We start from the raw sequence: 14,608 nt of genomic DNA on the forward strand, positions 1-14,608 counted from the left end.
TCCGTGTTTTGAACCAAAATGGGACGACGTGGAAGTCGTCCCTCCCTACTCCACATCGGCCGGGGTGAGGCGCGGGATGTCTTTGGCGTCGGGGTGCTGATCTTTTCGGCCATGAACGTAAAGGGCGGTCCATTCAGCGAGACGCCGGCCGAGGAGTTTGCAGGATTCCTGAACCTCCGGTTCGCGCGGGGCTTTGCAGCCCACGGCACCGTAATGGCCGGTCATTTTCTTGCCGGCATATTCGGTGACGCCGAAGACGAGGAACCCAAAATTCATCAGCACGGTGTGGATGGATTGACAGGCCAGCTCCATCCCGCCGCCCCATCCGCCGGCACTGGAAAAGGCGCAGGCGATCTTGCCGTCGACCTTCATCCAGGACCCGATCATTTCCTCATCCCAAAAGCGTTTCATCTTCCACGAAAGCACGCCCATGTTGGTCGGGCTGCCCACAGCGAGGCCATCGCACCACTCGACATCCGCGGCGGAAGCCTCCTCCACACCGCGCACGCGCACCTCCGTATCCGGCACCAGCGCGGCCCCTTCGCCGACGAGCTCAGCCATTTGCTGAACATTGCCGGTGGCTGAATCGAAGAGGACGAGAATTTTGTTCATTGCAGCTTCGCCGGATCGAGCACGGCGTGCTTGATGGTTTTGCGTTGCCACGTGTAACTGACGTGTACCTGGCCGTCGCGGGATTGGATGACTGCGGGATAGGAATATTCGCCGGGCGCACGCTCAAGTGTAAGGACGGGCTTCCAGCTCTTGCCGTCGGCAGACACAGCCACGTTGAGCATGGTGCGGTTGGCGGGAAAAATGATGCCGCGTACGGTGTGGTTGTAGACGATCAACTGCCGGCCATCGGCAAGCGTCACGGCGTCGGTGCCGGCGTTGGGGTTGGGCAATGGCGAGGCAGCCATGGGGCCCCACGTCTTGCCGCCATCGGCCGAGCGACTGGTGGTGACGACGCGTTGTCGGCTGCGACACATGACCTGCAACTCGCCGTCCCGATGAAACAACACGCTCGGCTGGATGGCGCCAAATGTTTTGCCGTCGTGAATCGGGCCAATCACCTGCCACGTCTTGCCGAGGTCGCGCGTGATTTCAAAATGCACGCGCCAACCGTCGAACTCCGTGCTGCTCGGGCAAAGGATCGCGCCATCCGCCAGCTGCACGGGCTTGTTCTTCACCGGGCCAACCAAATGCCCCAACGGCCCTTTGCCGAGCTTGCGGCGGTTGCCCCAGGTTTTGCCGCCGTCTTTGGAGGTCATCATCACGCCCCACCATGTGCTGGGGGTGGGGCCGACTTTGTAAAACAACAGCAGCGGCCCGGTCTTCGGCTGAAAGAGCACCGGATTCCAGCAGGGATAATCCTTGTCCTCGCCCTCGGCGCCGGTGGCCACTTCCACGGGCGCGGTCCATTGACCAGCGACCAATCGCGACACGCGAATGCCCACATCCTGATGCTTCTCCCGCGTGCCCGCAAACCAGGCGGCGACGAGGCCGGTTTTGGTTTCCGCCAGTGTCGAGGCGTGGCACTGCGGCGTGGCCCGGTTTTCCAGTGGGTAAATATAGCCGGCGGACAACAGGCTGCCCTGCCCCGGTTGCGCCTTGGGCGGGAGTTCGGCCGCGGCGCACAGGCCAGCGGCAGTGAGGAAGAGGAGGAGCGGTTTCATTTTAAACGTCTTTGGAGCCAGCTGGAATACTCGGGCCGCTTGATCCATTCGGGGAAGAACGGTTTGTAGGCATCGACGGTGTTCCAGAAAATACGCGGTGGTTGAGGGCCGACTTTGCCTTCGGGATAATCCTTGCCCGCCACACTGTCGGCGATGGACGTGCGCGCGGCCTCCAACTGTTGGCGCAGGCGCGCGACTGTTTTCGGTTCGGCGTCGACCAAATTCGTTTCCTCCGCGTGATCCTTGGCGAGATTGTAGAGCTCGTAGCGCGGGCCGTTTTTGCCCGGCAACGAGAGCAGCTTGTAATCATTATCAATCACCACCACACGGTCGCGGCTCCGGAACGGCAGCGGCTTGGTGCGTGGGCCCGTTTCCTTGGCGAACAACGGCTGCAGGCTCAAGCCGTCCTGCGGCTGCAGCATCGCGGACTTCGGAAGATCGCATATCTCGGCAATGGTCGGGAAAATATCCACCGCCCCAGCCGGATGCTTGGTGATGCGCGCCTTGGCAATGCCAGCGGGCCATTCAATCACACACGGCACCCGCAGCCCGCCCTCGTACATGCTGCTCTTATAACCGCGCAGACCGCCGGTGGTGTCCGGCTCAAACCCCGGCAGGCCGCCGTTGTCGCTGGTGAACCATACCAGCGTGTCGTCTGCCACGCCGAGCTTGCGCAAGCCTTTCCGCAAGGCGCCGATGCTGCGGTCCATGGCCACCAATTCACCATAGTGATCCTGCGCCTTGGGTGTGAGCTGGGCAAACGGTCCCTTGTCCTCGGCGGATGCAATCCACGGACTATGCGGCGTGCCGTACCAGATCACCGTGAAGAATGGTTGCTTGGCTTGCACCTGTTCGCCAATGAACTTCAGCGCCTCATCCACCACCACCTCGGACGAGTCGCCCTGATGTTCTTCAAACTTGCCCATTCGGCTCAGGAGCGGGTCGCGTTCGAAAAAGTTGGTCACCGAAAGCCACACATCAAAGCCCACCTTGCCGGGGCTGTGCGTATCATCTTTCAGGATCGGCACACCCGGTCCGCGCAAGCCGTTAAGGTGCCATTTCCCAAAATGACCGGTAGCATACCCGGCACGTTGCAGGGCTCGCGCGAGCGTCTTTTCCTGACTGCGCAAGGCGAAGCCATGATCGAACACCCCCGTGCGATCGTGCGATCGGCCGGTGAGCACCGTTGCCCGTGTGGGCGAGCAAACCGGTCCACCGGCGTAAAAGCGATCAAACCGCAACCCGGCCGCGGCCATGGCATCCAGGTGCGGGGTCTTGAGCACGGGATGATTGTAATACCCCGTCTGCCCCCAGCCCTGATCATCGGCCATCACCAGAACCACATTGGGCACCGCCCCCGCCACCCAAGTCGCTAAGGTAAACTGCAGAAAAATGAATCGCATGGCCGGAGGATAGCGGATTTTTTCGGGAGAAACCAGTTCCACCTCGTCACTTGCTGCCAACGAAATCCGCTTGCCGCGATGGCCCGCCCCCGCCACCCTTGGTCCGTGATCATTCGCACGTTTCTCCTGTTAAGCCTCGCCACCCTCGCCGTCGCCGCGCCGGCTAAGTGGCGGCAGAGCTTTGATGCGGGCTATTTTGATGCGCAGGGAAAATGGGCCGGCGGCTCGGAGATCATGCATCTCGCCGCCCACGCCGGGAGTCTGTACGCCGCCAATGGCTACTGGCTCGACGCGCGCTGGGTGATTCCGCCCGAGGGCCAGAAACAATCCGCGCAAGTGCTGCGGCTGGACAAGGCCGATGGCAAATGGCAGGTGGATCTTGATCTCGGCCAGGCCAATGACCTTGGGCTGGAGTACATGAAGGGCAACATTCTGAAGTCCGTTTCCTTTTCCACCTCCGGCGAAGGCCGCGTGCTCAATGCGTCCAAGCACTTGCTGGTCATGGCGGCCGGGGCGAATTTTGAACGCGGCGGCGCGGTGTCCGTCTGGGTACGCGACGATGTCGCCGGCACATGGCACCACACCCTTGTGCGACACGGCTCCAATGCCGGCGGCATCCGCTGGGTACCGCGCGATCTGCAAGTGTATCGCGACCGCGTGACGGGCGTGGACCGCATCTTCCTGCTGCTCGGCAATCCCGGCATTATCAGTGGCGTGTACGATCCGCGCGAACCTTCGCGTATCCGCTGGGATCGGCACGTGGAATTTCCCTTTCTCACCAAGGGCAGTTTCTTCACGCGCCCGCTGGGCATCGCCGAGGCCAATGACGCGCTGCACTTTTCCGAAGGGCCCTCCATCTTCCGCCGCATTGATGGCAAACGCCCGCGGTGGGAGGAGATTCTCAATCTGGCCGAAGATACGGACACTGATGTCGGCGGCATCCGCGGGTTGACCGCCATCCAAAACCCCAACGGCAAGGGTCAATCGCTGCTCTTCGTGTGGGCGCCGGGCGAACGCGCACAGAGTCAGGTGAAGCGGCTCGATCCCGACGGCAAGGGCGGCTACACGTTGCACGACGAGGCCAATCTTGGCCAACTCATGAGCCGTCATCTCGGCGTGAAGGTTCCCTACACGCTTGGCGGCCATAACATGATGTACCCCGTCCCGCATCCCACCACCGGCGAGCCCGTCCATATCATCGGCTTCTACGGCAGCATGGCGGGCAAACCGGAGCTCGCGTGGAAAGGTAGCCGGTTTTACGGCGGCGGCCTCTACGCCGTGCGCACCGCCGCGGGCAAGTATTCCGTGCACGAAGTCAACGGCCCGTACACCGCGGACAAGACGCTGCTTGTTTCGCCGCGCGCCTTTTGCCGGTCGCCGTTTGATCCGAAGGAAATCTTCATTGGCGGCCATGACTCGAGCAATAAAATCTCCGACAACCTTGCGTGGATTTTCCGCGCGCCCCTGTCTGTCGCCGTCGGCACCGAGGCCGGCAAATCCTCGCCCACCCTGCCCGACACCGCTCCGCGCATGCCCCGCGTGGATGCCGGGCCCGTGTACGAGCTGCGCATTTACGCTGCCGCTGAAGATCGGCTCGGCCACTTGATCAAGCGCTTCCGCGAACATACCGATCGCCTTTTCCGCAAACACAAGATGGAACCCGTCGCCTACTGGCTGCCCACCGACGGCACCGCCAAGGAGAAGCGGCGCTTTGTGTACATTCTCAAACATCCCTCCCGCTATGCCGCCTATCAAAACTGGAACGCCTTCACGCACGATCCCGAATGGAAACGCGGCGTGCTGGAAAAGCCCGAATTCCAGCGCCTGCTCAGCGAACGCCCCGAGAGCATGTTCCTCACGCCGAAAGCATTTGCCAACACCTCACCCCGCAGCATCAACCCCGGCCTCTTTGAGCTGCGAACCGCCACCGCGGCCAAAGGCAAACTGACCGCTCTCTACAACCGCCACGAACAAGACACCCGCCTGCAACTCAAGCATGGCATGCGCCCTATCGGCAGCTGGTTCGCCTACGACAAACCGGAATCGGAAAACACACTGTACACCCTTGTCCATCACAGCACACGCACCCAAGCCGACCTCAACTGGAAAGCATTCAATGCCGATCCGGCTCGGAAAAAACAGGCAGGGAATTTCACTAAAAAAACGGAACGACTCTTCCTCAAGCCGCTGGAGTTTTCTCCGTTACAATAAACGACCAACGCCGCGAAACAACAGCTGGCGAATCACCCGGTTGGGGCCTGTAATTACCCTGCTTCTTCGGTCGATTAACTTTTTGGATGGACTTGATCCGGCCAGGTGAAAGTAGTTTTTTATCGGGCATGTTGAACTTGGCTTTGTGTTTGTACTGTTCACCCACCACTTGACGGGATTTACCGCGGGCGGGTGGGATAATCCATTCCGCTCCGTCGACGTTCTCCGGGCCTTTTACCCATGTCTCGAGTAGTTCGTGGAGGTCGTCTTTGAGGCTACCGGGTTTGTTGGGGGGCATGTGCGCATTGGGTTCCCAGCCGTTTTGCAGAAATAATTCCAAGGTTTTCATACCCACACGATGACAGTCAAAACAGGCATTCCCCTTGATATGCATCGTGCGCATATCCCAGTTTTCACCGCCCATGACGTAGTAGGGCGACTTTTCGTCGAGCTTGGGCACAACCGTCTTTTTGGTTCCGGGAATGAGTGCAGCATCAATGAAGGGATTATGGATAAAGGGGTCATTTTGGTGACACTGCACGCACTGTACCGTGCGCGGAGTCACAAAGGCTTTGTTGAATTCATTGGGATCATCAATGCCCGGCAATGTGCCGCGCATGCGCAGGGTGCCTTTATCAAGCCTAACCCATGGGTTGACGTTATCGCTGCTTTCGAAGAATGCCGTGGCACCGGTCTTATAATTATACCCAATCATCTGCACCGAACCGATTACCTTACGATGGTTGTAGCTGGAATTTCGCCCAAAGCTGACCCACACCACGGCAGGCATGGGCTCCCCTTTTGCCGTGCGCCCTTCATACCGTTGCAGCGTGGAACCGGACACCGTCGCCTTACCGAGGTAACTGGGATTATCGAGTTTGCGCCCGAGATTGCCAAACTTCCGCTTGCCATTGACGAACAGCGGAATCTCCACGGACTCATCCAGATTCACCTTCGGGGGCACGCCCAGTTCTGGCTCCACCAGCTTGGCATACTCAAAGGCGTTCTTGGGAAAATGATGCGTCGCATCTTTGCCGTTCTTTTTTAACTGGCCCGCCACACGGAACCATTCCGCGATTGCCTCCGCCTCAGTCATCTTCCCAGCGGCCACGGCTGCTTTGAGTTTTCGACCAAGCGATTCAAGGTCTATTATTTCATCTGCCACCAGCGATAAGGATAGCATCAATGCTGACATCGCCGCACAGATGATGTTTTTAAACCTCAATAACTTCATTACTTGGCGGGAATGATTCCCATCTTATGCACCTGCAGGCCAACCGAATCCCAGAGGGAGTGGCACCAGATGGCCTCGACCTTTAGGTCGAAGGCGTTTTTCGGAAAGTACTTGGCCAATTTTTGGAGCGTCGGCGAGAGTTTGTAATCCGCGGGGTTTAACGTCACGTCAAATGGCTGGCCGGCCTCAAACTTTTCCTCGGGCACAATCATCTCGAAATGGCCGCCGAAATCGCCGTTGGCGCGGCGGAGGGTGACGCCGAACCAAATCGCGTGCGGCGTGTCCATTTGGCCGCGAATGCGAATGCTCGAGCCGGGCTGGAGAATGACCGGCGGATGGTCCGTGCGCGAGACGGCCATGGCGATGGTGTAAATGGTGCGCTGCTGTTCATCGAGCGCGGCGGGGATGGTGTAGGGCACCGCCTTCAGGTGTGTGGGCTGTCCTGCACGGGCGGGAGTCCAGTCGCCTTGCGTGCCCTTGGCGCCGCGCTCAAGGTCGCTGGCCCATTGGCTGACATTGTCCGGCAGTTGCTCCGGCTCCAGTTCGCGGTCCAGCGCGGCCACCACCTGATGCTTGGCGGGCACGTCAACAGACTTGCTGTCGCTCAAGCGCGTGGCGCGCACGCTGCCTTCGCTGACGGTGAGCGTCGCCGCGGTCGGCCCGGCGTCCACGCTGAAGCGCGTGCCGAGCACCTCGAACGTCGCCGTGCGCGTCTGGACGAGCATCGGTTTGTCTTTCGGCTGAGGGCGGACATTGGCCGAGAAGCCGCCTTCCTTGAGGCGCAGTTTTTTTTGGCCATCATCGGAAAATGTGAGCATGGAGTTGCCGGAGATCACCACGGTTGAGCCGTCCTTGAATTTCAGCTCAAACCACGCGTCCGGCGTCATGCCTTCGATCGTGCCGCCACCCAGCGGGTCGCCTTCTTTCAAATTATTGCGCACTATGCCGCGATCACCGGTGTACATCAGCGAACCGCTCAAGCCTTTAATGGTGGCGATGGGCTCGGGGCCCTTGGCCTGGGCAACCAGCGGAGGCGCAGGTTGGTTTGGCTCTTGCACGAGCGCGTTGATGAAAAATCCGATCATCACCAGTGCCGCCATGGCGAGCAGCGGGCGCACGTAGGAAGGCTGCGGTTGCGGCACGATGACTTTGTCCATCGCGGTGAAATCCGGCATGGCGAGCTGCGCGTTGAGCGCCTCGTGCAGGTCCATGAACGCGTGATACTCATCGGCGGCGGCGGGTTCGTCGCGGAGAATGTCGTTCAGCCGCGCGGTCTCCGCCTCGGTCAACTCGCCATCGACCAGCCGGTTCAGCAGCGTGTCCAGTTCCTCACGCCAAGGTTCGATTTTTTCACTCATACTTTTTCTTCCTGTAAACGGGTTTGCACACAATCGCGCAGACTGCGGCGGAGTCGGTGCAGCTTCACGCGCACGGCCACGACTTTCTTTCCGATTTCGCGCGCCAATTGTTCCATCGACAGCTCGCGCTCGTAGCGCAGCTTCATCAATTCCTGATTGTCGTCAGACATTTTCGCGTAGCAATGGCGCAGATGGCGCAACATGCCTTCCCGCATTTCGTTTTCGTCTTCGCGCTCGTCGATGGCGGCGATCACGTCCTCAGTAAACACCAGCCGGTCGCCCGCGAGCGTTTTGCGGTAGGACAAAATCTGGTAGTGGGCGACGGTGGCGGCCCAGGCGTTAAAATTGGTACCGAGCTCGAAATCATCGGCCTTGCGGCAGAGCACGAGGTTGGTCTGCTGTAACACTTCCATCGCCTGATCGCGGTTCGCCATGCGGCGGTAAATGTAGCCATACAACCGCTGCTGGCACTGCGTCAGCTCGAGGATAAAGTCGTCAGACAAATTCATCGGCACATTGGACACGCCCAACGCTACGCCCGGGCCGGCGTCCTTCCAATTAGATAAAGCCAGAAACGTCCGGATGTTACGGGCTTTTTCTTGTGCAAAACTCTGAAGACGGCCACCGTAACCTTTTGCCCCCACGGTATATATATTATGCGACACGGCATGACACGTATTGGCACATCGATTTGGCCCTGTTTTTTCGGTATTTGGATCCTGTTGACCGCGCCGTTGGTCGGCGCGGATACAAAGCCCGGCAATGCTCCGGGCAAATCTATTGAGCAAAAAACAAAGATCCATCGGCTGGACACTCAGGAACGTGCGCCGTACGACGCGTTCATTTACTTGAACCGCATCCCTGCCAAGGCCGATGAGGGCGAGGGGCCGGGGGACTTTACCGCGCGGGTCTTCAGCCGACTCGCCAATCAGGAGGGGCGCATTCTCATCAAGCTGCCGCAGGGCATGACTCGCGAAGCGTATCTTGGCTACAAAATCTTCCTCAGCACCGACGCCAAGGTAAGCAACGGCAACTGCGTCTCCTGCCATGCGCCGGAGAAGTTCACCGACTTCAAACTGCACACGCTCAACGTCGACAGCCCACCGCGGCCCACGCCGTCCCTACGCAACCTCGCCAAGCGCAAGGTGGATCTCGCCAAGGCGTTGCGGTCCAAGCTCGCCGCCGCCAAGGCGCCCGACGCGCCCAAGGCCTACCGCAACATTCATTTGAACAAGACCGACCTCGGCCATCTGGAGGCGTTCCTCAAGCAACTCAACGACGTCGACGACAAGGCCTTCCGCAAACTCATCCTGAACGCAAAGATTTTAGATTCCTCGAAGGAACTTGAACCATAAAACGGACTCGCAGGCTCGTCCCTCCAAGGAGGCGGCTTGAATGGAGGGACGAGCCTGCGAGTCCGAATGCCACTGAATATTTTGAACAAACGAATGAAAATGAAACTCACCCTCACCCTCGCAGCACTGGCGCTTTCGGTTTCGTTGGCGTCGGCCAAGGAAATCCACGGCACGGTCACGCAGGACGGCAAAGGCGTGGGCGGCGTGTTCGTCTCCGCGCACGACACGGAAAACCGCAAAGCCACCGGCGTGTTTACCGCCGCCGACGGCACCTACGCCATCGACGGCCTGCGCGACAAGGATTACCGGGTGCGCGCCCGGCAAAAGGGCCTCAACGATGTGTGGCTCGATGATGTCTCTGCCGGCTCCAAGGACATTGAGATCAAGATGACCGCCGCCACCGGCTGGAAGCTCGAACGCCAACGTACCGCCGACAGTGCCTTCAGCATGATGAAGTTTGATAACCAACGCGATAAACTGAACTTCAAAATGTTCTGCGCCTACTGCCACCAAATCGGCACGGCCGCCTTCCGCACGCCGGAGGAACCGGTGGACTGGGAGACGATGATTCGCCGCATGGACGGCTTCGGCGGTCTGTACCCACACACCAAGCGCACCATCGTGAATCGCATCATGAACACGTACAAAGGGGAAGCCGTGGACCAATGGCCCCAGTACGTCCCGCCCTCCGCGCCTGCCGGTGCGGCTACCAAGGCGAAGATTACCTGGTGGGAAATGGGCAAACGCTACGAGTCGCAATACCACGACATCGACCTCAGCCCGGACGGCCGCCTCATTTATGCGCTGAACATCACCAAAGGATACATGGTAACCGTGGATGTAAAAACCGACGAGCAGGTGTATCGGAAATTCCCGCGTGGTTCTTATGGCCCGCATTCCATTGAGCCGGATAACGATGGTCATATGTGGGTGACGATGTGTGCCTCAGGCCAAATGGCAAAGTACGACATCCACAAGAAAGAGTTTGAAGTTTACAGCAGCGCCGAGGCGCCGGCCAAACGCGGCGGTTACCCGCACACGTTGCGCGTGAATCCGCAGGATCCGGAGGGACTCATTTGGTACACCGATGCCGGCCGCAACTCCGTGTTTTCGCTTCATCCGAAGACCAAGCACGTCAAGGAATACCACCTCCTCAGTGCAGGACAAGCGGTGGCCGCCGGCAAGGGCGAGAGCCGCGGCATCACGCCTTACGGCATCGATTTCTCACCGGTCGACGGCATGATCTGGTACAGCAAGCTCAACGGCAACCGCATCGGCCGCATTGATCCGAGCAAGCCCGACGGCAACATCAAGGAATGGAACCCGCCCTTCCGCGGGCCGCGCCGCCTGCACGTGGCGCCCGATGGCATCATCTGGGTGCCCGGCTTCGCCTCCGGCGTGTTTGCGAAGTTCGATCCTGCCACGGAAAAATGGACGGTTTACGATCTGCCCAACAAGGACAACCAAATCCCCTATGCGCTCAACGTCGCGCCCAACGGCATGGTGTGGATCTGCGGCACGGGCGACGACACCATCCACCGGTTCAATCCAAAAACTGAAATCCTCGTCACCTATCCGCTGCCCAATCGCGTGAGCTACACGCGGGAGATTGAGTTTGATGCCGACGGCAATGTGTGGACGCCTACCAGCGGCCCGTCGCGCCACATGGAAACCGGCTACGGCGCGATCATTAAGATCGAACCCAACGACCTCAGCGACGCCGGTGGCCGCAAGCTCAAGGGCTACATGCCCGACCGCAGCAAGCTCACCTACGAGCAACCGCGTCCGGTCAACTACAACGGCCCCAACGCCAAGCTGTTGCAGAAGATTGCCCAAACCAAGCTGCCGCAAGCCTACCTCAACGGCAAGCATCAGCCCTACGTTGATGCCACGTACAAGAAGCTTAACGACAAACAAAAACACCGCATCCACATTCTGTGGCAGGAGAAACGCAAAGCGGATCCGGATATGCCCAACGCCGGCCAGCACTTCGTCCGCATCATGGAATACGTGGCTAACAACGAGAAATAATCATGCGCACTTTCACCCTCCTTTTCCTGTCCGCCGTCACGGCGATTGGGGCAGACATTTCCGGCGTCATCAAGCTTGATGGCCCGCAACCCAAACGCCCGCCGCTGCCGCTCACGCCCGAGAGCCGTAAGCTCTACGAAGGCCAGCCTTATCCGCACGATGAAGTGGAGCTGATCAGTGCCAAGGGCGAGATCAAAAATGTGTTCGTCTACATCCGCAAAGGCCTGCCCGCCGGCAAGACCTACGCCGCGCCCAAGAAGGCCGCCCTACTCGATCAGCAGCGCTCGATGTTTCGTCCACGCATTCAGGGGCTGTTCGTCGGTCAGGATTTCGCCATGCGCAATAGCGATCCGATCATCCACAACGTGCGCTCGCTTTCGCAGGAAAATCGTCCCTTCAATATCGCCCAACCCGCCGGCACGCCGGACCGCTTAAAGCGGTTCAGCGATCAGGAAGGCCCGATCGAATTGCGGTGCGATTATCACCGCTGGATGCGCGCGTTCATTTTTGTGATGGAACATCCCTTCTTTGCCGTTACCGACGCGCAGGGGCGTTTCTCCATCAAGAACCTTCCCCCCGGCGAATACGTGCTGGCCACCTGGCACGAGTCGTTTGGCGAAAATAAACAGACCCTCAAGGTCGGCCCCGACGGATTACAGAACGCGAACTTCACTTATAAACCGAAAAAAGGACTAAACTTCGAATGAGAATCTTAAGCCTCACCCTGCTCGCGCTGCTGCAGGTTTCCCTGAACGCAGCGCCCAAGAAAATCGGGCACCCTTCCTTCCTCAGCCCACACGCCCGACCGATCCTCGTGCACGAAGGCCGAGTGTTTGTAGCCAATACGCCTTCGGACACCGTGGACGTGATCGATACGCAATCGCGAAAAATCATCCGACGCATTGATGTGGGCATCGATCCCGTCAGCCTTGCCCTGCGCCCCGACGGCCGGGAGCTGTGGGTGGCCAATCACGTGTCCGACTCGGTCAGCGTCATCGACACCAATCCCCAGAGTCGCACCTACCTGCGTGTGGTGGATACCGTGCAGGATTTTGATTTGCGCACCAAGACCACCCGCTTTGATGAACCGGTCGGCATTGCCTTTGCCAGTAACGAGAAGGCGTATGTCGCGTTATCGTCAGAAAACCGCATTGCCATCATCAACGTCCGCACGCGCAAGGTCACGCGGCACCTGAACATCTCCGCGCAGGATCCCCGCGCCATCGTCGTGCGCCAAGGCCGCCTGTACGTCATTCCGTTTGAGTCGAACAACAAGTCTCAGCTTTCCGGCGGGTACAAGATCGACGGCGACCTCGTCACTTTCAACGCCCATGAGCATTCCATTGCCAACAACAACGTACTGTCGCTCGGCCACAAGACCGACATCGTGAAGCACCCGCGCGTGCCCGACCGCGACCTGTACGTGTACGACACGAAGACCGACCGCCTCATCACCACGGTCGACACCCTCGGCACCCTGCTGTACGGCATGGCGGTGGATTCCGAAGGCACGGTGTTCATCGCGCAAACCGATGCGCGCAACGAGGTCAATGGCCGTTCCGGCACCAAGAAACACGGCCTCAAGGAACTGGAGAACCGCGCGTTCCTCAACCAAATCACGCGCGTGGCGTTCGACGACAATCAGGCAAAAAAACCGCAGTTCATTGATCTCGAACCGCTGCCGCCCGCGCAGCCTAAACGCGAGGACGCACTGGCCACGCCCTTTGCCATACAGGTAAGTGCTGATGACCGCACGCTCTACGTCACCGCCGCCGGCTCGGACAAGCTGTTCACCGTGGACGCTGCCAGCGGCAAGATCCTCGGGCGCGCCACCGTCGGCGCCGTGCCGCGCGGCATCGCGCTGGACGGCACCCAAGCGTGGGTGCTCAATGCCGTGGCCAACACCGTCTCTGTCGTCGACATTGCCGACCGCGCCCAGCCCAAGGCCGCCGCGCCGATCACCCTGCACGATCCCACTCATCCGGCGTTCAAGCGCGGCCGCATTGCCTTCAACACCGCCAAGGCCTCCACGACCGCCACCTTCTCCTGCGCCAGTTGCCATCCCGACGGGCACACCGATCAACTGCTCTGGGTGCTCAACACGCCGATCGTTTCGCGCGGCAACCAGATCATGCCTCGCTCCACCATGCCCATTCGTGGCCTGCGCGACACCGCGCCCTTTCACTGGGACGGCATTCCCGGCGATCCCTACGGCGGCATCAACAGCGCCAACATCCGCAGCCATGTGAAACCCAACAGCAGCGTGGACAAGCCCGAATCGCAAACGCGCCACCTCATCGATGGTGGCCTCGCCAGCACCATGGCCACGGTTGGCGATGAAACAAAAAACGACGAAGGTAAAGCCGGCCTGCTCTCCAAGTCCGAGCGTGATGATATGGCGAAGTTTCTGTTAAACGTCACGTACCCGCCGGCGCAACGGCGTGCCTTTGACAACGTGCTCTCCGAGCGCGCGAAGGAGGGCTTCGATCTCTTTCATATCAAGGGCGACAATGACCCGAGTCGTCGCTCGGCCAATGTCTGCGGTGACTGCCATCGCATGCCGTTCTGGGTGAGTACCAACACGCCCGGCTCCGGCATGGACGCCCCCACCTGGCGCGGCGCAAATGACCGCTTTCTGATCCTACCGCAAGGCCGGTTGAACATCATCGATTTCGATTTCTACCGGCGCGTGGCCGAGACCGGCAATTCCGAGCGACGCATCTGGCAATTCTCTTGGGGCGGTCGGCGGAGGTTTGATCCGGTGTGGGATATGGTCCTCGAGGGCAGCACAGGCTTCTCCGGAACATTCGCCCGTCAGATCACGCTCAATGCCGCCACCGCCGACGAACCGCTCACCGCCGCGCTGCTGGAGGCGCTGGAATCCGCCGCACGCGAGAGCGGCGTGGTGCTCGAATGCGACGGCGTCTTTATGAACGACAAGACCGCGCGTGCGGTCACCATGCAGTTTAGCGACCAATACAAACCCGTGGATGGCACCCAGCCTTACAACCGCCAACGGCTCATTCAATTGGCGCGCGCGGGCCGCTTCGTTGGCACCTTCACCGGCCGCCACGGCGAGCACGCCGATTACGATCATCCCCAACCCGCTCTGTGGACGCTCAGCGACATTCATCGCCAAAGCGGCCGCCAACGCTTCCCCGAGCTCTTCGGGGATCGAAAAACAATGACCCTCAGCGGGCGGCACATTCGCGACGGTGCGCACCTGCTCGTTAATGGACGCCGCGCCAAGGGCTCCATCAAGATCGGCGAAAAGGATCGCCTCGAGATCACGCTCGAAACATTGCCCGCCATCGGCCTGCATTTTCTGCAGGTGCAAAATCCC

General features: G+C 59.9%; 11 protein-coding genes. 5 read left to right on the forward strand and 6 right to left on the reverse strand.

Annotation, left to right across the window (positions count from 1 at the left end; genetic code table 11):
• Positions 1–45: 45 nt before the first annotated feature.
• From H8E27_08390 to H8E27_08400, 3 genes are read right to left on the reverse strand one after another with little or no spacing between them, the layout of a single operon-like run.
• The gene (locus H8E27_08390) at positions 46–612 is read right to left on the reverse strand and encodes a flavodoxin domain-containing protein (GenBank protein ID MBC8325629.1); all 567 of its coding nucleotides are present in this window, start codon (positions 610–612) and stop codon (positions 46–48) included.
• Positions 609–1,673 carry an exo-alpha-sialidase gene (locus H8E27_08395; protein MBC8325630.1) on the reverse strand — a complete coding sequence of 355 codons (1,065 nt, stop codon included), beginning with the start codon at positions 1,671–1,673 and terminating at the stop codon, positions 609–611. The genes H8E27_08390 and H8E27_08395 overlap by 4 nt, the downstream gene beginning before the upstream one ends.
• On the reverse strand, positions 1,670–3,076 hold the full coding sequence (locus H8E27_08400) for a sulfatase-like hydrolase/transferase (GenBank protein MBC8325631.1): 1,407 nt from the start codon (positions 3,074–3,076) through the stop codon (positions 1,670–1,672). The genes H8E27_08395 and H8E27_08400 overlap by 4 nt, the downstream gene beginning before the upstream one ends.
• A gap of 105 nt (positions 3,077–3,181) precedes the next feature.
• Here H8E27_08400 and H8E27_08405 point away from each other — a divergent pair, with 105 nt between their 5' ends.
• Positions 3,182–5,287 (forward strand): NIPSNAP family protein, encoded by a 2,106-nt coding sequence (locus H8E27_08405; GenBank protein MBC8325632.1) that lies wholly within the window; start codon positions 3,182–3,184, stop codon positions 5,285–5,287.
• Here the strand turns inward: H8E27_08405 and H8E27_08410 are convergent.
• Genes H8E27_08410 through H8E27_08420 form a run of 3 tightly spaced genes read right to left on the reverse strand, consistent with a single transcriptional unit; the run spans position 5,256 to position 8,388 of the window.
• Positions 5,256–6,521: a hypothetical protein gene (locus H8E27_08410; protein ID MBC8325633.1), complete on the reverse strand. Its 1,266-nt coding sequence runs from the start codon at positions 6,519–6,521 to the stop codon at positions 5,256–5,258. The genes H8E27_08405 and H8E27_08410 overlap by 32 nt on opposite strands.
• The gene (locus H8E27_08415; protein ID MBC8325634.1) at positions 6,521–7,879 is read right to left on the reverse strand and encodes a FecR domain-containing protein; all 1,359 of its coding nucleotides are present in this window, start codon (positions 7,877–7,879) and stop codon (positions 6,521–6,523) included. Before H8E27_08415 ends, H8E27_08410 begins: the two co-directional genes overlap by 1 nt.
• Positions 7,876–8,388: a sigma-70 family RNA polymerase sigma factor gene (locus H8E27_08420; GenBank protein ID MBC8325635.1), complete on the reverse strand. Its 513-nt coding sequence runs from the start codon at positions 8,386–8,388 to the stop codon at positions 7,876–7,878. The genes H8E27_08415 and H8E27_08420 overlap by 4 nt, the downstream gene beginning before the upstream one ends.
• Positions 8,389–8,535: 147 nt before the next feature.
• Here H8E27_08420 and H8E27_08425 point away from each other — a divergent pair, with 147 nt between their 5' ends.
• The 4 genes from H8E27_08425 to H8E27_08440 form a co-directional block, all read left to right on the forward strand.
• Positions 8,536–9,234 carry a hypothetical protein gene (locus H8E27_08425; protein ID MBC8325636.1) on the forward strand — a complete coding sequence of 233 codons (699 nt, stop codon included), beginning with the start codon at positions 8,536–8,538 and terminating at the stop codon, positions 9,232–9,234.
• A gap of 93 nt (positions 9,235–9,327) precedes the next feature.
• Positions 9,328–11,265 carry a carboxypeptidase regulatory-like domain-containing protein gene (locus H8E27_08430; protein ID MBC8325637.1) on the forward strand — a complete coding sequence of 646 codons (1,938 nt, stop codon included), beginning with the start codon at positions 9,328–9,330 and terminating at the stop codon, positions 11,263–11,265.
• 2 nt (positions 11,266–11,267) lie between these two features.
• Complete coding sequence (locus tag H8E27_08435; protein MBC8325638.1) at positions 11,268–11,972, forward strand: hypothetical protein; 705 nt, start codon at positions 11,268–11,270, stop codon at positions 11,970–11,972.
• Positions 11,969–14,608 (forward strand): hypothetical protein (locus H8E27_08440; GenBank protein MBC8325639.1); only part of this gene is annotated, 2,640 nt, incomplete at its 3' end. The genes H8E27_08435 and H8E27_08440, both read left to right, overlap by 4 nt.

Source organism: Limisphaerales bacterium (genome assembly GCA_014382585.1).
Taxonomy (GTDB): Bacteria; Verrucomicrobiota; Verrucomicrobiia; order Limisphaerales; family UBA1100; genus JACNJL01.

Bases quoted from the DNA above. Each gene is read 5' to 3' on its own strand.
- H8E27_08410 (MBC8325633.1), bottom strand. From the start codon at position 6,521: ATGAAGTTATTGAGGTTTAAAAACATCATCTGTGCGGCGATGTCAGCA.
- H8E27_08415 (MBC8325634.1), bottom strand. From the start codon at position 7,879: ATGAGTGAAAAAATCGAACCTTGGCGTGAGGAACTGGACACGCTGCTG.
- H8E27_08435 (MBC8325638.1), top strand. From the start codon at position 11,268: ATGCGCACTTTCACCCTCCTTTTCCTGTCCGCCGTCACGGCGATTGGG.
- H8E27_08390 (MBC8325629.1), bottom strand. From the start codon at position 612: ATGAACAAAATTCTCGTCCTCTTCGATTCAGCCACCGGCAATGTTCAG.
- H8E27_08425 (MBC8325636.1), top strand. From the start codon at position 8,536: ATGCGACACGGCATGACACGTATTGGCACATCGATTTGGCCCTGTTTT.
- H8E27_08400 (MBC8325631.1), bottom strand. From the start codon at position 3,076: ATGCGATTCATTTTTCTGCAGTTTACCTTAGCGACTTGGGTGGCGGGG.
- H8E27_08395 (MBC8325630.1), bottom strand. From the start codon at position 1,673: ATGAAACCGCTCCTCCTCTTCCTCACTGCCGCTGGCCTGTGCGCCGCG.
- H8E27_08420 (MBC8325635.1), bottom strand. From the start codon at position 8,388: ATGAATTTGTCTGACGACTTTATCCTCGAGCTGACGCAGTGCCAGCAG.
- H8E27_08430 (MBC8325637.1), top strand. From the start codon at position 9,328: ATGAAAATGAAACTCACCCTCACCCTCGCAGCACTGGCGCTTTCGGTT.